This window comes from Rhodocyclus purpureus, assembly GCF_016653115.1.
In the GTDB taxonomy this organism is placed as follows: domain Bacteria; phylum Pseudomonadota; class Gammaproteobacteria; order Burkholderiales; family Rhodocyclaceae; genus Rhodocyclus; species Rhodocyclus purpureus.
This window is the reverse complement of the sequence record NZ_NHRX01000038.1, coordinates 54,059-70,961: the sequence shown is the minus strand read 5'-3', so window position 1 is coordinate 70,961 and position 16,903 is coordinate 54,059. Positions and strand designations below refer to the sequence as shown.

17 protein-coding genes, 1 tRNA gene and 1 riboswitch are annotated in these 16,903 nt (G+C 63.4%); of the genes, 7 read left to right on the top strand and 11 right to left on the bottom strand.

The annotated features are described in order from the left end of the window. Positions 1-17: 17 nt before the first annotated feature. Genes CCR84_RS07780 through CCR84_RS07765 form a run of 4 tightly spaced genes read right to left on the bottom strand, consistent with a single transcriptional unit; the run spans position 18 to position 3,735 of the window. Entirely contained in the window at positions 18-1,994 is a 1,977-nt protein-coding gene (locus tag CCR84_RS07780; protein WP_201211129.1) for a SpoIIE family protein phosphatase, read from the bottom strand. After that, a complete protein-coding gene (locus CCR84_RS07775; protein ID WP_201211127.1) occupies positions 1,981-2,976 on the bottom strand; it encodes an ABC transporter substrate-binding protein in 996 nt (331 codons plus the stop codon). The genes CCR84_RS07780 and CCR84_RS07775 overlap by 14 nt, the downstream gene beginning before the upstream one ends. Then, positions 2,973-3,392, bottom strand: coding sequence for an ATP-binding protein (locus tag CCR84_RS07770; RefSeq protein ID WP_201211125.1), 420 nt, complete (start codon positions 3,390-3,392; stop codon positions 2,973-2,975). Before CCR84_RS07770 ends, CCR84_RS07775 begins: the two co-directional genes overlap by 4 nt. A gap of 10 nt (positions 3,393-3,402) precedes the next feature. Then, entirely contained in the window at positions 3,403-3,735 is a 333-nt protein-coding gene (locus CCR84_RS07765; protein WP_201211123.1) for an STAS domain-containing protein, read from the bottom strand. 132 nt (positions 3,736-3,867) lie between these two features. Here CCR84_RS07765 and CCR84_RS07760 point away from each other — a divergent pair, with 132 nt between their 5' ends. Continuing rightward, positions 3,868-4,677, top strand: coding sequence for a DEAD/DEAH box helicase (locus tag CCR84_RS07760; RefSeq protein WP_201211122.1), 810 nt, complete (start codon positions 3,868-3,870; stop codon positions 4,675-4,677). 204 nt (positions 4,678-4,881) lie between these two features. Here CCR84_RS07760 and CCR84_RS07755 read toward each other — a convergent pair whose 3' ends face one another. Beyond that, the gene (locus CCR84_RS07755) at positions 4,882-5,757 is read right to left on the bottom strand and encodes a nucleotidyltransferase domain-containing protein (RefSeq protein WP_201211121.1); all 876 of its coding nucleotides are present in this window, start codon (positions 5,755-5,757) and stop codon (positions 4,882-4,884) included. An 86-nt stretch (positions 5,758-5,843) separates the two neighbouring features. Between CCR84_RS07755 and CCR84_RS07750 the strand changes: the two genes are divergently transcribed. Then, complete coding sequence (locus CCR84_RS07750) at positions 5,844-6,002, top strand: hypothetical protein (protein ID WP_201211119.1); 159 nt, start codon at positions 5,844-5,846, stop codon at positions 6,000-6,002. A gap of 61 nt (positions 6,003-6,063) precedes the next feature. Here CCR84_RS07750 and CCR84_RS07745 read toward each other — a convergent pair whose 3' ends face one another. Then, the gene (locus tag CCR84_RS07745) at positions 6,064-9,117 is read right to left on the bottom strand and encodes a VCBS domain-containing protein (protein ID WP_201211117.1); all 3,054 of its coding nucleotides are present in this window, start codon (positions 9,115-9,117) and stop codon (positions 6,064-6,066) included. 93 nt (positions 9,118-9,210) lie between these two features. Further along, a riboswitch (cyclic di-GMP riboswitch) is annotated at positions 9,211-9,288 on the bottom strand. 234 nt (positions 9,289-9,522) lie between these two features. On the opposite strand from CCR84_RS07745, the gene CCR84_RS07740 reads away from it, so the two are divergent. Then, complete coding sequence (locus CCR84_RS07740; RefSeq protein WP_201211115.1) at positions 9,523-13,329, top strand: response regulator; 3,807 nt, start codon at positions 9,523-9,525, stop codon at positions 13,327-13,329. Positions 13,330-13,516: 187 nt separating this feature from the next. Here the strand turns inward: CCR84_RS07740 and CCR84_RS07735 are convergent, their stop codons facing one another. Further along, on the bottom strand, positions 13,517-13,933 hold the full coding sequence (locus tag CCR84_RS07735; RefSeq protein ID WP_201211113.1) for a type II toxin-antitoxin system VapC family toxin: 417 nt from the start codon (positions 13,931-13,933) through the stop codon (positions 13,517-13,519). After that, positions 13,930-14,172 carry a FitA-like ribbon-helix-helix domain-containing protein gene (locus tag CCR84_RS07730; protein WP_201211112.1) on the bottom strand — a complete coding sequence of 81 codons (243 nt, stop codon included), beginning with the start codon at positions 14,170-14,172 and terminating at the stop codon, positions 13,930-13,932. The genes CCR84_RS07735 and CCR84_RS07730 overlap by 4 nt, the downstream gene beginning before the upstream one ends. 127 nt (positions 14,173-14,299) lie before the next feature. Here CCR84_RS07730 and CCR84_RS16450 point away from each other — a divergent pair, with 127 nt between their 5' ends. Continuing rightward, on the top strand, positions 14,300-14,449 hold the full coding sequence (locus CCR84_RS16450; RefSeq protein WP_242508605.1) for a hypothetical protein: 150 nt from the start codon (positions 14,300-14,302) through the stop codon (positions 14,447-14,449). Further along, complete coding sequence (locus CCR84_RS07725; RefSeq protein ID WP_420825387.1) at positions 14,440-14,658, top strand: hypothetical protein; 219 nt, start codon at positions 14,440-14,442, stop codon at positions 14,656-14,658. Before CCR84_RS16450 ends, CCR84_RS07725 begins: the two co-directional genes overlap by 10 nt. 281 nt (positions 14,659-14,939) lie before the next feature. Here the strand turns inward: CCR84_RS07725 and CCR84_RS07720 are convergent. The 3 genes from CCR84_RS07720 to CCR84_RS07710 all read right to left on the bottom strand — a co-directional run bounded on the left by CCR84_RS07720 (position 14,940) and on the right by CCR84_RS07710 (position 15,967). Next, positions 14,940-15,016, bottom strand: a tRNA-Arg gene (locus CCR84_RS07720). 212 nt (positions 15,017-15,228) lie between these two features. Then, positions 15,229-15,696 (bottom strand): GNAT family N-acetyltransferase, encoded by a 468-nt coding sequence (locus CCR84_RS07715; protein ID WP_201211110.1) that lies wholly within the window; start codon positions 15,694-15,696, stop codon positions 15,229-15,231. Further along, positions 15,665-15,967: a type II toxin -antitoxin system TacA 1-like antitoxin gene (locus CCR84_RS07710; RefSeq protein WP_201211108.1), complete on the bottom strand. Its 303-nt coding sequence runs from the start codon at positions 15,965-15,967 to the stop codon at positions 15,665-15,667. Before CCR84_RS07710 ends, CCR84_RS07715 begins: the two co-directional genes overlap by 32 nt. Positions 15,968-16,251: 284 nt before the next feature. On the opposite strand from CCR84_RS07710, the gene CCR84_RS07705 reads away from it, so the two are divergent. Then, on the top strand, positions 16,252-16,575 hold the full coding sequence (locus CCR84_RS07705) for a type II toxin-antitoxin system RelE/ParE family toxin (protein ID WP_242508603.1): 324 nt from the start codon (positions 16,252-16,254) through the stop codon (positions 16,573-16,575). Positions 16,576-16,579: 4 nt separating this feature from the next. Continuing rightward, positions 16,580-16,903 carry an excisionase family DNA-binding protein gene (locus CCR84_RS07700; RefSeq protein ID WP_201211106.1) on the top strand — a complete coding sequence of 108 codons (324 nt, stop codon included), beginning with the start codon at positions 16,580-16,582 and terminating at the stop codon, positions 16,901-16,903.

Below are 16,903 nucleotides of genomic sequence, written 5' to 3'. Positions count from 1 at the left end.
GAATGTCGGCGCTGGCGTCATTGCAGGGGATCGGGAGAAGTGGCGTCTTTGGCGGGTGATTTCGCCTGATTCCTGCTCCCGAGGTAATCGATGGCCATGATGGTGATGTCGTCGGACTGCGCCGCAGCGCCGGCAAAGGCCTTGATGTTGGCGAGCGTAGCCTCGACCATGTCCACCAGCGGCGCGTGCTGCAGTCCGCTGCCGATGCTGAGCAGACGTTCCTCGCCATACAGCTCGTCCTGCAGGTTCATGGCCTCGGTGACCCCATCCGTGTACAGGAAGAGGCGGTCGCCCGGTGCCATGCGCATGAGCTCGGCCCGGTAGGGATAATCTTCCATGGCCCCGATCACCAGCTGGCGACTCTTGGGCAAATAGCGTGGCGTCCCCTGGCAGGGCATCAGCAAAGGTGGATTGTGTCCGGCGTTGGTGTAGGCCAGATCTCCGCTGCGCAGATCGAGCACGCCCAGGAAAACGGTGACGAACATGCTCTGATCGTTGTCACGGGCGATCTGCTCATTGACCTGGCACAGGATATCGGCCGGACTCAAGCCCATCCTGGCGGTTGCCTTGATCAGGGTCTTGGTGACTGCCATGAACAGCGAGGCGGGGACCCCCTTGCCGGAGACGTCAGCGATCACCAGGCACAGATGGTTCTCGTCGAGCTGGAAGAAGTCGTAGAAATCGCCCCCCACCTCCTTGGCCGGTTCGATCACGGCAAAGAGGTTGAACTCTTCCCGGTTGGGGAAAGGCGGCAGCATTTTCGGCAGGATCGACATCTGGATGTCGTGCGCGATGCTCAGTTCGCCTTCGATGCGCTCCTTGGCCGAGGTGGTCGCCACCAGATCCCGGATGTGCACCTGCAGGTCGCGGTTCATCGCGGCGAACGCCCGGCTCAGGTCGCCGACTTCGTCGCGTGCCGTCTGCGCCGGCAGCGCCACATCGAAGTCGCCGCCACTCATGCGTCCCGCGGCGATCGCCAGGCTGTGCAGTGGCCGCGTGATCGAACGCGCGATCACCACCACCACCAAGGCAATGAGCAGGATGCCGACCAGGCCGATCGCAGCGACCGTGACGCTCAGTTCACGGATGCCGGCAAACAGCTCGTTCTCGGGAAAGACGATCGCCAGCGACCAGCCCGCCGCGGGAATGGGACCGTAATACAAGCGCGCGGGCGCGCCGCCGAAGCCCCGGTAGGGAACGAAACCGCTTTCGCCGCGCAGCATGCGCTTGCCCACTTCACGCAAGGCACTGTCGTCAGCCGCTTCAGCCAGGCTGAAGATCGATTCGTTCATGATGTAGTCGCTCACCGGATGCGTGACGACAGCCCCGTTGCGCGACAGGAGAAAGGCATAACCGGTTTCGAGCACCTTGATCGCGCTGATGGTTTGCGTCAGCTGGTCGAGCGAGATATCGGCGGTGACGACCCCCCTGATGCGGCGTGCTTCCCCGATCCCCGAGTAAAAGGGGACGGAATAGGTCGCCATCAGGATGTCGGCGCCTCCTTCGCGGTAATACGGTTCGCTCCAGTCGGCCCGCCCCAATTCGTGGGCTATCTGGTACCTGTCCTGGTAGCGATAACTGAGGTCCACTTCCGGCGCTACGGCCTTGATCCGGTCGCCATCCCGATACAGGTAAGGCGCAGCAGGACGCACGGGTCCGGGCAGCGCACCCGGCTCGAAGGCAACGCCAGCGCCATGGATTTCCGGGCTGTCTTCGAGCACGCGGCGCAACAGCGCCTCGACTTCCCGGTCGCTGCTGCCGTGCTTCTCGAGGTGCCGCGCAATGTTCTCGGAGGCCCGGGCCACGCTGCCCAGCGCGGCTTCGACGCGATTGGCCGAGGCCAGCGCCAGATTGTGCGCACTGGCGGCGACCTCTTTCTCGATGAGTGTCCGCGAGCGCAGGTGATTGAAGCCCAGCATGGTGGCGAAAATGACCGAGGTGCTCAGCGTGACCACCAGGATCAGGCGCGCGCCGATCGTTCTAGGGAAGCGCACGGCCGGCTTTCACGAAAACTTCGTAATCGAGAGCCTCACGCACCAGGCCTCTCCTGCGCAGTTCCTGCGCCACCACCTGATAGTCCTTTCGCTTCAACTCACCGACACCGTCCTGGCCGCCCGTCGGACGCATCAGGGCCTGCATGCGCGTCAGCATCCAGCGTTGATGCATGCGGTTCGCCGGCAGGTGCGCTTCCTTGATGACGCGCAGCATGACGTCGAGGGTCTCCTCCGGGTGGGCAAACGCGTATTCCCAGCCCTCCAGCGAGGCGCGTACGAAGGCATCGACCAGTTGTGGATCGCGCGCCACGGTCTCCTGCAGCGCATACAAACCGTCTTCCGGGTAGTTGGCGCCGTGATCCCTGAGCGGGAAAACCGTCAGCTCGTCCTCATCCATCCCGGCGCTCAGGATGCTGTGGTATTCGTTGTACCACATGGCCGACGCCGCCGCGACGCCGCCACGCAGGAAGAGGTTCACCGTGCCCGACTGCTGGACAGGCTTGACCTTCAGCCGATGCTGGTCGAAGACACTGCGCGGAGGAATGTCGAAATCCCCGCCCCACAGCCCCACTTTTCTTCCGTCCAGATCCGCCAGGGTACGGATGCCCGAATCCTTGCGTGCCACCAGCAGCATCGACGACTGTTGCACCACCTGGGCGACATGAACGAGCGGCAGACCCTCATCGCGCCGTTGCAGGGCCGTCGTCAGCCACATGGCCGCGAAATCGGCACGACCATCGCGCAGATACTCGGCCGGGCTGCGTCCCGGCCCACCGTCGATGATGGTCAGGTCGATGCCGTGCTTGAGATAGATGCCCTTCTCGGCCGCCATGTAGTAGCCGGCAAACTGGGCTTGCGGCAGCCAGAGCGGAATGAAGCTGGCTTTTTTCAAGGGCCCGGAGGCGGTGGCCACGCCGCACAGCAGGCACAACAGGCAGCCGAGCATCCAGTGCAGGAGCGGCGTCGGGACTTTCATGGTCATCGATTCAGCGTCAGGCGAACGATGTTGCGCCCATCCTGGCGGAAGCAGTCGAGCCGGTCGGCGATCTTGCGCACCAGAAACCAGCCCAGGCCGCCGATCCTGCGGGTTTCGAGGTCGGCATCCAGATCGGGCTCAGCCACCGAACCGAGGTCGAAGGCCTCTCCCTCGTCGATCACCTCGGCGACAAAATGCTCGCCTTCGTCACGACAGTTCAAGGTGACCGGTCCCGGACCTGCCGGATAAGCGTAGTCGCAGATATTGACGAAGACCTCTTCCAGCGCCATGGTGAGCATGCCGATGCGCCTTGGCTCAAGCCCGAACCGCGTGGCGCAGTCGGCCAGGTGGTTCTGCAGGACTTCCAGGTTGGCGAGTTCCGCCAACAGGGAAATCGAGCCAGGCGACGGCGACTTGCTCACGGCCGTGCTTTCACATCCCCACCAAAGCGGCGTCGACCGAAGGGTGAATGCCCAGGATCGAGCTGAATCCCGTCATTTCGAAGACTTCACGCACGTTGTCCTGCAGATTGGCGAAGCGGACCTCTCCACCGACGGGCTTGAGCTGTTTCGCCGTCGACAACAGCACGCGCAAGCCGGCGCTGCTGATATAGGAGAGTTCTGCGAAATCAACGACGAAGCGCGTTTTTCCGTCCGCGATGAGTTGACGGACGGTTTTCTCGTAATCGGCCGCTGACACCGCATCGAGCTTGCCCGTCACTGCGACGATCCACGCATTTCCTCTTTCCTGTACCTGAATTTCCATTTCCGCTCCAAGGTCGACCGCCAGTTCGGGATGCTCGAATGAATCCTATCCGACCCGTCGGTGTCGTGCAACGCCGGAAAAGGCAAGGCCGTGAGTTACGATTGCTGCGCAAAACAGGAAAAGGAAACCGAATTGGCGACTCCGGCTTTTGGCAGGACCTGGTGGGGCGAGCAGTGGCTCAATGCGCTGACGCACATCGACTACGACAACCGACTGCCGCGCGGGCGCAGCTACGCCAACAAGGGCGCGGTCAGGGATCTCGGCGTCAGCGGCGGCATCATCCGGGCCAAGGTCAAGGGCAGTCAGGCGAGTCCGTACCGCGTCACGATCGACGTGCCGGCGATGACGGCCGCCGATGCGGAGCGGCTGCTCGACGCGATCGCCGCCGATCCGTCGCTGATCGCGCGGCTGCTCAACCGTGAGTTCGACCCGGCGGCCGCGCAGACGAAGGCGGTGAAGGCGATTCCGGCACGCTGTTTCATCGCCATGAGCGGGACACCGGTCGAGAACCGCTTCTCCGAGTACTGGAGCATCATGGACTTCGCCAACCGCGGCTACCTCGGAACACTGCCGCATTTCGTCCGCGAATTCGCGACGCCGATCCAGGTCGAGCGCGACGCGCAAGTCGCGCAGCGCTTCCGCCGCGTCACCGCGCCCTTCCTGCTGCGCCGGCTGAAGTCCGACAGGTCGATCATCAGCGACCTGCCGGACAAGGTCGAGCAGAACCAGTATTGCCAGCTCGGCAGCGAGCAGACCGCGCTCTACGAATCGGTCGTTCAGGAAGGGCTGAAGACGATTTCCGGTGAATCCGACACCTTCCGCCGGCAGGGACTGGTGTTGCAGATGATCATGGCCCTGAAGCAGATCTGCAACCACCCGGCGCACTACCTCAAGCAGGGCGGCGGCGACGAACTGCGCGAGTTGTTCACGCTGCGGGAGTGAGACCGCGACGGACAGCGACGACAAGCTGCGCGGTTTTGCAGTCGGCGCGGTCGAGGAGCCGCGGTGAAAACTTCAGCTTGGGAAAGCGGAATTCCTGGGGAAGCTCACTTCGAGCAAACGCTTCAGTCAGACTTTCCCCGTTTCTCCAGGCAATACCCTGATAATCCCGGCCGGTGACCGACCGGCCTGCGCTGCGGCAGCCTCCTACAGCTTCTGCGGCCAGTCGGCGCCGACGCCCAAGGCATCGGCCAGGCGCTCGTTGATGGTGTTGTAAGTCTCGATGAAATGGGGAACGAGCTGCCTCGCGCCCTGCAGCGACAGCATCAGATCCGTGGCAGAGAGCGCGTACTCATGCACCATGCGCTTACGCAGCGTGCGCGCCGCAAGCCACTCCTGCGCCGACCAGAGGAGACCGAGCTTCTCGGCGCGGTTCAAATTGTCGAGTGCGCTCCCCGTCCGCTCGGCCAGCGCGCGCAAGCATGCGGGGATCAACTTGTCGCCGAGATTGTCCTGCAAGCGGGCAAAGCGCGAGACGAAGGCCTCGAGCGTCTCGGCCGCCGCGTCGTCCTGCTCCAGATTCGAAAACCAGGCCTCGTCCAGGTGATGGGCAAACAGACGCTTTTCCGCCCGTAGCAGCCAGTTCGCCTCACGGCGGACGACCTCGAGCAGGCTCAACAGGCGCAGATATTCGGGATCAAGCAACTTGCTCAACTCGGTTCCTTCGCGTCTGGCGATCGCGTGGATCGGTTTCTCCTCGGTAGCAGGATCGACCAGGAGGACATCGAACTTCTGTTCGCCGAGTGTCATCTGCAGCGCCGCATCGAAGCGCGCAGCCGACAGCATGCGGTTAGGCAAGGCGCAAGGTGTCTCGACCAGCAGATCGATGTCGCCGCCCCTGCCAGCAGGATCGGTGCGCGAGCCGAACAGCCAGACCCGTACCTGCTCGCCAAAATGCTGGCGAGCTATATCGACAATGGCGTGAGCCTCGTCTTTTTTCAGGCGAATCGTCACGAAAACAAGCTCTCCAACCGTGAAGTCCGGGTGTCGGACCACTCCATGAACGGACTCGGATTTTCTCACAGACGCGGCTTTTCGCTTTGCAGACATACTCTCAAACGACGCGGCTGAGCGTGAGTTACGATCGCCGCGCAAAAAAGGAAACCGACTTGGCGACTCCAGCTTTTGGCAAGACTTGGTGGGGCGAACAGTGGCTCAACGCGCTGACGCACATCGACTACGACAACCGGCTGCCGCGCGGACTGGGCGGCTCCGTGCAAGCATCTGGCGGCGACGAACTGCGCGAGTTGTTCACGCTGCGGCGGTGAGCCGGCGTGAACGCGACGAGGCGCCGGTCGCCATACGCGACCGGCGCCTCGATCGTCCGCCTTAAAGAACGAAGTCGGCTGCGCTCAGCGTCAGCTGGCCAACCAGCGTGATCTCGAACTCGGCGCTGCCGACATCGCCGTCGTTGTCGAACTGGACGACGGTATTGTCGCCTTCGACGAACCAGTTGATGCTGTTTGCCTGCAGCGCTACCGAATTGACCAGCCCGAAAGCCTGATCTCCGCTGGCAGCGGTATTGGCGTCGATCGCCGAGAAATCGAGGCTGTCAAAGCCAACGTGGAAGTCGGTGATGGTATCGCCCGTGTCCTTGGCATCCAGGAACTTGAACACATCCTTGGTTGCGCCGGTGCCGCCGGTGAGCGTGTCGGCACCGAAGCCGCCGACGATGGTGTCGTTGCCGACATCACCGGTGATCGTGTCGTTGCCCGAACCGCCGTAGATCACGTCGTTGTCGGTGCCACCATTGATGAGGTCGTCGCCCGAACCGCCGTAGATCGCGTCCCTGCCTTCGTCACCGGCGATCGTGTCGCTCCCCGCACCGCCGTAGAGGGTGTCGGCACCGCTACCGCCGACCAGCGAGTCGTCGCCGTTGACGCCGTACACCGTGTCATTTCCGGCTTTGGCGTCGATCACATCGTCGCCGTCGGTACCAACGATGGTGTTGTCGGTCTTGCCGACACTCGTGACGGTCTTTCCAGCCGTGGCGATGCTGTCGAAATCCTTGGGATCGGCACCGTCGTAAACCGCCGGGGCAGCCGCCCGGGTGTCCTGGACCACCACCGGTTCATCGGCCCCCTGGACGGTGACGGTGATCGCCTTGGCCGTGCCGTCGAGGCTCTGCACGGTCAGGGTTTCATCGACCGCGTCGGCCGTTGCCAGCGACTGCGCCTTGGCGTTGTCGAGCGTGTAGCTCCATTCGCCGGTCTTCTCGTCGAAGGAGAAGTTGCCGTACTGGCCCTTGAGCGATTCGGCGCCGACGGCCTGGAAGCCGCTCTGGCCTTGATCCGCATCAGCGACGGCGAGTTTGCCGGTGGCGACGTAGGCACCGGAATCTTCGGTCACGCTGGCGGCAGCGTTGCCGGAGATGACCGCAGCGTCGTTCGCGCCATGCACGGTCGTGCTGATCGTCTGCGTCGCCGTGCCGTCGAGGCTCGCAACGGTCAGCGTCTCGGTGGCCGCATCGTCGGCACCGAGCGACTGCGCCTTGGCGTTGTCGAGCGTGTAGCTCCAGGCGCCGGTCTTCTCGTCGAACGAGAAGCTGCCGTACTGGCCCTGCAGCGACTCGGCGCTGGCCGCCTGGAAGGCGCTCTGGCCTTGATCCGCATCGACGACGCTCAGCACACCATTGACGACGTAGGAAGCGGAATCCTCTTTCACGCTGGCGGCCGCTTCCCCGGAAATGACCGCCACGTCATTGACGCCATTCACGGTCGCCGTGATCGTCTGCGTCGCCGTGCCGTCGAGGCTGGTTACGGTCAGCGTCTCGGTGGCCGCATCGTCGGCACCGAGCGACTGCGCCTTGGCGTTGTCGAGCGTGTAGGTCCAGGCTCCGGTCTGCGCGTCGAACGAGAAGTTGCCGTACTGGCCCTGCAGCGACTCGGCGCTGGCCGCCTGGAAGACGCTCTGGCCGTTGTCGGCGTCGGCGACGGCGAGCTTGCCGGTGACGACGTAGGCGCCCGAATCCTCGGTCACGTCGTCAGCCGCTTCACCCGAGATGACCGCCACGTCGTTCACACCCTGCACGGTCGCCGTGATCGTCTGCGTCGCGCTGCCGTCGAGGCTCTTGACGGTCAGCGTCTCGGTGGCCGAATCGTCGGCGCCGAGCGACTGCGCCTTGGCGTTGTCGAGCGTGTAGGTCCATTCACCGGTCTGCGCATCGAACGAGAAGCTGCCGTACTGGGCCTGCAGCGACTCGGCGCTGGCCGGCTGGAAGACGCTCTGGCCGTTGTCGGCGTCGGCGACGGCGAGTTTGCCGGTGACGACGTAGGCGCCCGAATCCTCGCTCACGTCGGCAGCCGCATCACCCGAGATGACCGCCACGTCGTTCACACCCTGCACGGTCGCCGTGATCGTCTGCGTCGCCGTGCCGTCGAGGCTGGTTACGGTCAGCGTCTCGGTGGCCGAGTCGTCGGCGCCGAGCGACTGCGCCTTGGCGTTGTCGAGCGTGTAGCTCCAGGCGCCGGTTTGCGCGTCGAACGAGAAGCTGCCGTACTGGCCCTGCAGCGACTCGGCGCTGGCCGCCTGGAAGGCGCTCTCGCCGTCATCGGCGTCGGCGACGGCGAGTTTGCCGGTGACAACGTAGTTGTCGGAATCCTCGCTCACTTCGGCGGCCGCTTCACCGGAGATGACTGCCACGTCGTTCACGCCATTCACGCTCACGCTGATCGTGTGCGAGGCAGTGCCGTCGAAGCTCGTCACGGTCAGCGTTTCGGTGGCCGAGTCGTCGGCACCGAGCGATTGCGCCTTGTCGTTGTCGAGCGTGTAGCTCCAGGCGCCGGTCTTCTCGTCGAACGAGAAGCTGCCGTACTGGCCCTGCAGCGACTCGGCGCTGAGCGCCTGGAAGACGCTCTGGCCGCTGTCGGCGTCGACGACACTGAGCTTGCCGGCGGTGACGTAGGCACCGGAATCCTCGGTCACGACAGGAGTCGCGTCGCCGGCGATGCCGATCGTGTCGCTGCTGATCGTCGCGGCGTCGTTCTGGCCGAGGATGTTGACCGTCACCGTGGCGTAACTGAGGGTGCCGTTGCCCAGTTGGATCGCGTAGACGAAGGTGTCGGAGTACTGCTCGCCTTCGGTGAGGGCATTGACCTTGTCGCTCGCGATCGAGAACTCGACCTTGCCGGCGTTGATGCGGATCAGGTTGCCATCGGCGGTCGTCTCCCAGGCGGTCACCAGGCCGGGATCCTTGGCCAGCAAGTCCTTCAGCGCGCCGCTGCCGTCGTCGATCGAGTAGAGCTTCTTGGCGTTGCCGCCAAGGTCGTTGCCCGTGACGTCGAGCAGCACCGTGTTGCTGAGTTGATCTTCGTTGAAGCCGTAGGCGTCAGCCTTGGCCTGCGGGGTGTTGGTGAAGCTTACGGATTGGGTCGTGTTAGCCATTTGCTGCCTCCTTGAAGGATTGTTCGACGAGGAATCCAGAGTGGTCGTCGTCAGGCAGTCGGATTGCCTGGCGGCCAGAAATCACTCTCTGGACAAGGCAACCCGGCTACCTCCTTCAGGAGGCCCGTGGCTTTCCGGCCCCGTATCGCTACGGGTGTGGCGTTTGTGTGAGGTGATATTAAGGGGAAGGACTTAGCAGAAAGCGACGAAGACTTAGCAGTTGGCGACTCGCTGCAGTTGCCGGCCGCCCCGCGAAAAGGCTCTTTGCATCCCGGGGAGCCTCTACAATTCGCCCGCAAGGGGCAGCGCTGCGCCCCTTCGATGCCGCCTTGCTTGGGCCGACAGGCAGGGGCTTGTCGCCAGGACAGGGAAATTCGAAGAAGACGATCGGTATTGGAGCTTGTGATGACGGACGCAACGCTGCCCAGGGCGAGCATCCTGATCGTCGATGACAGCACGACGAACCTCAAACTGCTGGTCCATGTACTGAGGGACGAGTACGACTTGCGTACCGCCACTTCGGGTCCGGAGGCGCTCGCCTTGCTGGGGCAGGAGGCCAGGCCGGACCTGATCCTGCTCGACCTGATGATGCCGGGGATGGACGGCTATCAGGTCTGCGCAGCGCTCAAGGCCGATGCCGCAACGCGCGACATTCCGGTCATTTTCGTCACCGCGAAGATCGAGGACGAAAGCCGCAGTCTGGCCCTCGGCGCCGTCGATTTCATCCAGAAGCCGATCAATGTCGCGGTGGTCCGGGCACGCGTCCGCCTGCACATCGATCTCGCCCGCCAGGCGGCGAGCTTGCGGCAAAGCCTGATCGACGTCCGGCTGGCGCAAGACCGCTCGCAGGTCTTGTCGACGGCGATCGAGCAGAGTCCGACCTCGGTGGTGATCACCGATGCCGACTGCCGCATCCAGTACGTCAATCCGCGCTTCGTTGCCGAGTCCGGCTATTCGGTGGCAGAAGCCATCGGTCGCAATCCGCGCTTCCTGAGTTCCGGCCTGACCGAGCGCGCGACCTTCGCGTCGATGTGGAGCCATCTGCTGCGCGGCGAGGCATGGACCGGGGAAATCATCAACCGCCGCAAGTCCGGCGCGCTCTTCCACGAAGAAATCCACGTTTCGCCGGTGAAGGACGCGCAGGGGAAAACCGTCCACTACGTCGCGGTGAAGCTGGACATCACCGAACGCAAGCGGCTCGAACAGGAGCGACAGGACGCGATGCGACGCCTCGAACTCGCCACCGAGGCTGCGCATCTGGGCATCTCGACCTGGGATCTGAGCGAGGCCACGATGTCCTGGGACAGTCGAATGTGCGACTGGTACGAAGTCCCCGAGGCAATGCGCCGGCAGGGTATCCGCTACGAGTTCTGGCGCTCGCGCGTGCACCCCGACGACGCCGACGCGTTCACTGCGGCCCTGCAGCAGACACGGCAGGCCCATACGCCCTGGCAGCAGGAGTTCCGCATCGTCGTCCCGAGCGGCCGCATCCGCGAGTTGCAGACCTCGTACCTGTTCGAGACCGCCCCTTCCGGCAAGACGCCGCGCATGATCGGCGTCACCCGCGATGTCACGCCGCAGCGCGAACTGGAGGCGACGCTGCGCGCGGCGAAGCAGAAGGCCGATGCCGCCAACGAGGCCAAGGGCAACTTCCTGGCCAACATGAGTCACGAGATCCGCACGCCGATGAACGCGGTCATCGGGCTGTCGCATCTGCTGCTCGAAGGCGAGCTCGACGCCACGCAGCGTGACTATCTGGAGCGAATCCACGTGTCGGCGACGGCACTGCTCAACATCATCAACGACGTGCTCGACTATTCGAAGGTCGAAGCAGGCCACCTGGAACTGGAATCGATCCCGCTCTCGCTCGACGAAGTCCTGGCCAGGACGATAGCCGTGTTCGCGATCCGCGCCGAGCAAAAGCAGGTGACGCTGGCGTTCGAGGTCTCACCGGAGTTGCCGCCGCGCCTGCAGGGCGACCCGCTGCGCCTGCAGCAGGTCATCAACAACCTGGTGGAGAACGCGCTGAAGTTCACCGAGAGCGGATCGGTCCGGATCAAGGTCGACTGCCTCGGCCAGGAGGCGGAATCGGTCGTTCTGCGCGTCGCGGTCAGCGATACCGGCATCGGCATCGATCGCGCCAGCCAGGAGAGCCTGTTTTCGCCTTTCCACCAGGCCGACAACTCGACCACGCGCAAGTACGGCGGCACCGGCCTCGGATTGAGCATCTGCAAGCGCCTGGTGGAATTGATGGGTGGCGAGATCGGCGTCGACAGTCGGGTCGGCACTGGCAGCACCTTCTGGTTCACGGTCCGCCTCGGTGCCCTGCCCGCGCCCGACGCCGAGCCTCTGCCCACTGCTGAGCTCGCGAAGGCAAGCTCGCTGCAGCCCGAGCGGCTGGCCCGGCTGGCCGAGCTCACTCGACCGATCCACGGCGCGCGGGTGCTGGTGGTCGATGACAACTCGACCAACCTGTTGCTGGTCGGCGAGTATCTGAAAAAGATGGCGCTGTCGTGCGAAACCGCGGACAACGGTCGGCGGGCGGTGGAACTGGCGAGTAGTGGCCGCTTCGCCGCCATCCTGATGGATTTGCAGATGCCGGAGATGGACGGTTTCAGCGCGGCGCAGGCGATCCGCGCCGGCGAGCGCACCAGAAATGCCGCTGCCGTACCGATCATCGCGCTGACGGCGGCGGCGATGCCGCAGGACCGCGAGGCGAGCGAGGCCGCCGGCATGAACGACCACCTGTCGAAGCCGGTCGACGCCCGGCAGCTGGCGCGCACGCTGTTGCAATGGATCCCCGGTCGCGCGCCGGCAGCGGACGAACTGCCCGCCCCGCGGCCGGTGCTGGAGCTCGGGCACGCGCTACGCCAGCTCGATGACGACCCGCTGCTGCTGCAGCGCCTGCTCGCGAGCTTCCACAGCGACTTCGCCGACGCGCCGGAACGACTGAGGAAGGCCATCGAACGGCAGGAGTTCGACGTCGCGATCCGTCTGGTGCACACCATCAAGGGGCTGGCACCGACGATCGGCGCCACCATACTGCACGCACTCGCCGTCGATTTCGAACAGGACTTGCAGCGCCAGGATGGCGCGCTGGAAGGGCCGTTCACCGCGGCACTGCGCGAGGTGCTGGCGGCGATCGCAACGCCGCTGCCGGCAGCCGGCAGCGACCGGCTCGCCGCTGGATCCGCCATCGACGCCGCCGCGCTCCTGCCCCGCCTGAAGAAACTCGGCCAGTTGCTGCTCGATGGCCGCAGCCAGGCGCGCGAGGCCTGCATGGAAATCGATCCGATGCTCTCCGGATCGGCGCTGCAGGAGCCCTGGGCACAGATCGCCCGTGCGATCGCGCGCTTCGACTTCGGCGCGGCACTCACGGGGCTCGAGTCGCTCGCCGCGACGATCAACCGCCGCAAGAGTGCGCTCGCCATCACGATGAGCGAGCGTCCGCCCGCGCGCACCAACCTGCTGATCGTCGACGACAACCCGAGCAACATCGAACTGCTGATTGCACTGCTGGAAAACGACTACGACCTGAGCATCGCCAGTTCGGGTCGCCAGGCGCTGGCGCTGCTGGCCGAAGGTTACCCGCGCGACCTGATCCTGCTCGACGTGATGATGCCGGAGATGGACGGATTCGCCGTTTGCCAGAAGCTGAAGGCCGACAAGCGGACGGCCGATGTCCCGGTCATCTTCCTGTCGGCGGCGACGGATACCGACGACAAGCTGCGCGGTTTTGCGATCGGCGCGGTCGACTACATCACCAAGCCGTTTTCAGCCAGGGAAGTCCGCGCGCGCGTCGCCGTGCACCTGGCCAACCGGCAGGACCGACAGCGACTCGAAGCCATGCTCGGCGAAGGTATCGTCGCTCAGTCCGTCAACCGGGAACAGGACCTCTTCAACCGAGCCGTCACCCTGCTCAAGGCGCACCTGAGCCAGCCGCCGAGCCTGACCGACTTAGCCCACGAACTCGGGACCAACGCACGCAAGCTGACCGAGGTGTTCCGCAAGCAGGTCGGGATGACGGTTTTCGATTTCGTCCTCGAACTGCGGCTGGAAAAGGCGCGCCTGTGGCTCGACAGAGGCGAGTTGCAGGTGCGCACGATCGCCGACCGGATCGGCTACCGCAATGCCGGCGACTTCACCCGCGCCTTCCGCCGCCGCTACGGGGTCAGCCCGAGCGAATACCGGCGGCAGGCGAGTGCGGATTGATGGCAGCGTTTCCCGGAGACGGCGGCGCGGTCAAGGGGCTGCGGTAAAACGTAATCGTTCGGAAAACGATACTTCGAGGGAACCTCACTCGGCTTCGAGACGCTGAAGGACGAGCGGACGAGCTAAGCGGGTTCATATCGGATCAGCAGTGACGACAATCTCTACGCCCAGTACATCGCCGGTGCGCTCAGCACTCCCACGGATTGATGACTTGCAGACCCGCCGCCACGAAAGGACTCGTGTCGCGCGTCGCCACGATGAATCCTCTGGCGGTCGCGATGGCAGCGATATATCCGTCCGGTGTCGGGAATCCCTTGCCAGCTTCGCGGGCACGGATCGCCAGTTGTGCATAGCAGCGCGCCGCAGCAGCATCGAAAGCTAGCACGCGATCGCCGAACAGACCGAGCAAGCCATCGAGCGTTGTGGCCAGCGCATCCTTGCGTCGTCCCGCCGGCAAGGCGCCAATGCCGTACATCAGTTCGGCAAGCGTAATGCAGGACAAGAACAAAGTTTCCTCGGGCTGTGCGTTCAGCCAAGCCATCACCGCCGGATTGGCCGACGGTTTCATCGCCTCCGAGACGACGTTGGTGTCGAGGACGATCATTCGAACCTCATCGGCTCGGCAGGCGTCTTGTCACGTTCGAGGAAGGCAAAGTCATCATCCGCCAGCCCGGCACGGCGACCGATTTCCGCCAGTGCGTCACCCATGCGAATGCGCGGCTTGACCGCGTTGGCCAGGATGTCACGCACTTCCGCTTCAGTGCTACGACCGTGCCTCACCGCCAGCGCGCGGAGCGCTCGATGGACTTCGTCAGGGACGTTACGCACGGTCAGGACAGCCATGGTCGATACCTCTTTTTCATTGCGATGACAGCAATTTTAGAAGAGTGACTGCATTTATGCAAATATATCTCCTCACGATACGCAACGAAGAAGATCTGGCGCTTTTCTTGCCGGGCCTGACCTCGGCATGGACCAGGAATTCCACCCCGACGCCTTCAATATCGGCATCAACGGCGGCGCGCCAAGCTTCCGGCATTTGCAGGCGAAGCCCGGCCGGGAGATGGTCCTCTCAGCGATGAAGCCGGCGACGACGATCCGCGCAATGGCCTGGCGCTGACACCGAACATGCACTGGGCGATGGACCGCTGGCTGATTGCGCCCGACACCGAGTTTCGCTGGCGGGTGAGCCCGGTGCTGGACAAGAGAGTTCCCGATCACCGGATGCTCACCGAACTGGAAGGAAAGAAGCTTTTCCTGCCGCGGGAGGCGAGGATGTATCCGAAGCGTGATGCGATCGAGTGGAGATTGGAGAGGCTGGCCCCTTGAATCGCCTTGAGCAAACGAGGAGAACGTTCATGCCCGATCCATGTATGGCTGCTGGATATCGCACCACAAGCTCACACAGAACCTCGCGGAGGTATGGCGTAACGGGCATCACGACTTGTGGACAGCTAACCCACCTTACTAGCCTTGAGGTCGGCAGTCGGTCACCCGGCTGTCACCCGAGAGTCACCCTGAAACCCAAGCAGGGAGCCAGACACCGGGGCAGAGGGACGAGGCCTTAAACGAAAAAGCCCTGATTTCTCAGAGCTTTTTCTTTGAATTTCTGGCGCGCCCGAGACGATTCGAACGTCCGACCCTTGCCTTCGGAGGGCAATACTCTATCCAGCTGAGCTACGGGCGCGTGCTTGGTGCAGGGGCGTAAGGATAGCGGTTTCCGGGCGGCGAGTCCATCGCCGTGTGCCGGGGCGGACGGATTCCGGATCCAGACCCCGTCAGAGGAGGCGACGCATTTCTGCGGTTGCTGGCACCGCGCTCGCGATGATAGTCCACGCCCCGATCGTCGGCCGCCGAAGCCAGGATCATCTCGCCAGCGCGTGCGACCGATCGGGAGAGTCAGAGCGGCAAGAACAGATTGTGCGGATGATCTGCCATCTGCTCGAAGCCGTACCGTTGGTAGAAGTCGACTGCGGAGAGCTTCGCATTGACCACGAGACCGACGCCGCCGACTTCGCCTGCAATGCGAGTCACGCGCTCAATGGCGTCGAACAGCATGAATTCTCCGATGCCGTGGCCTTGGTGCTTTTTCGCCGTCGCCAAGCGGCCGAGGCGGAACACGGGGAGCTTGTTTGGCAAGCGCTTCCGATACTGCGCGGGCAAGTCAGTGATCACCAGTTCGGCAAGGCTTATGGCATAGAAGCCAAGCACTTCCGCACAGGCTTCATCGGTGACGACGACAAAGCTCGAGGAAACTCCCTTCAGCTTGTGCTGCCTGGCGACTTGGCCAAACCAGGCGTTGAGTTCCGCATCTCCGCAGTCGAACCCCTTCCGGTCATGCCCGTCGTTCAGCGGTAGAACCAGCATCGTTCTTCATCCTCTGATAACGGGCCTGCGCCTGAAGGAATATGTCATTGCGCGGCGGCGGGTTCTCGATCATCTCCAGCAGTCGCAACGATTCCCGCCGAGTCAGGGCGATCGTCGATTCACTCTCGATGACCTTGTCCGCTTTTTCGAGCGCTGCCTGCACCACGAACTGATTGAGCGTCGCGCCCACGAGGTCGGCCGCCACTTGCAGCCGCTCCTGGACGTGGTCGGTGATTCTGGTGGTGAGCCGTTTTCCGGTGTGAGCAGGCACGGCAGTCTCCTTGGAACGCACTTCGTCGATTGGCCCAGTGTAGGCTTATGGCGTCATTTTGTCACCATTAGACGCGCGGCCATTTGCGGAGCATCGACTGCGTGTCAGCGCGATTCGCGCTACCAGTCTGGTTTGCCCCGGTGTCCGCATGGCGGGAAGCGCGAATTCGTGCGCGGCTGCCGCCGCCGCCCCCCAGGATTGGCGCCGACGCACCCACTCAGCGGAATGAAACTTGCAACGACTGACTTCTTAACGACTCAAAATTGGATTATAATAAGACCAACATGATGAGACCGAACTACAAGTCACCGTTCAGCAAGTTTGTGAAGAAGGCACACAAGCCTCTGCAACTTGCGATCGAGGATGCCACAGAGGAGGTTTGCCAGAAGCCCGAGATCGGGGAAGCCAAGGTCGGCGACTTGGCCGGGATCTGGGTCTACAAGTTCAAATTCAATCGCCAGGAATACCTCATGGCCTATCGGCCACCGTCTCCGGAGGACGAACGGCAAGAAGCCGATGTGGAATTGCTGTTGATTGATTTCTACAAAGTGGGTTCGCACGAAAATTTCTATGACGAACTCAAGCGCTACCTGAGATCGGAGGAATAGAAAGATGGGCCATGCGCTGACTGCTGACGATCTGTATCAGAATCTCAGGCAAATGCCGGCCACTGAGCGGCAGAGGTTTTTCGCCATCCTATCCACGAATGCATTCCGTGACGAGGATCTGAGCCATGAACAACTGTTCGGCCACTTGGCCGACGACGAGTTCACCGCCAAGGAAGCGGCCGAATATCTGGAGGTCTCGATGTCGACCTTCCGCCGCTTTGTCGCGAACGGCAAGCTGACATCGAGTTCGACCGTCGGCCGCAATCAGATGTTCGCAGTGGCGGACCTCAAGGTCTTCAAGAAGGCGCTCAAGGCGACAAAGGGCTGA

Bases quoted from the DNA above. Each gene is read 5' to 3' on its own strand.
- CCR84_RS07730 (WP_201211112.1), bottom strand. From the start codon at position 14,172: ATGGCTGTCCTGACCGTGCGTAACGTCCCTGACGAAGTCCATCGAGCG.
- CCR84_RS07775 (WP_201211127.1), bottom strand. From the start codon at position 2,976: ATGACCATGAAAGTCCCGACGCCGCTCCTGCACTGGATGCTCGGCTGC.
- CCR84_RS07700 (WP_201211106.1), top strand. From the start codon at position 16,580: ATGGGCCATGCGCTGACTGCTGACGATCTGTATCAGAATCTCAGGCAA.
- CCR84_RS07735 (WP_201211113.1), bottom strand. From the start codon at position 13,933: ATGATCGTCCTCGACACCAACGTCGTCTCGGAGGCGATGAAACCGTCG.
- CCR84_RS07705 (WP_242508603.1), top strand. From the start codon at position 16,252: ATGATGAGACCGAACTACAAGTCACCGTTCAGCAAGTTTGTGAAGAAG.
- CCR84_RS07740 (WP_201211115.1), top strand. From the start codon at position 9,523: ATGACGGACGCAACGCTGCCCAGGGCGAGCATCCTGATCGTCGATGAC.
- CCR84_RS07765 (WP_201211123.1), bottom strand. From the start codon at position 3,735: ATGGAAATTCAGGTACAGGAAAGAGGAAATGCGTGGATCGTCGCAGTG.
- CCR84_RS07745 (WP_201211117.1), bottom strand. From the start codon at position 9,117: ATGGCTAACACGACCCAATCCGTAAGCTTCACCAACACCCCGCAGGCC.
- CCR84_RS16450 (WP_242508605.1), top strand. From the start codon at position 14,300: ATGGACCAGGAATTCCACCCCGACGCCTTCAATATCGGCATCAACGGC.
- CCR84_RS07715 (WP_201211110.1), bottom strand. From the start codon at position 15,696: ATGCTGGTTCTACCGCTGAACGACGGGCATGACCGGAAGGGGTTCGAC.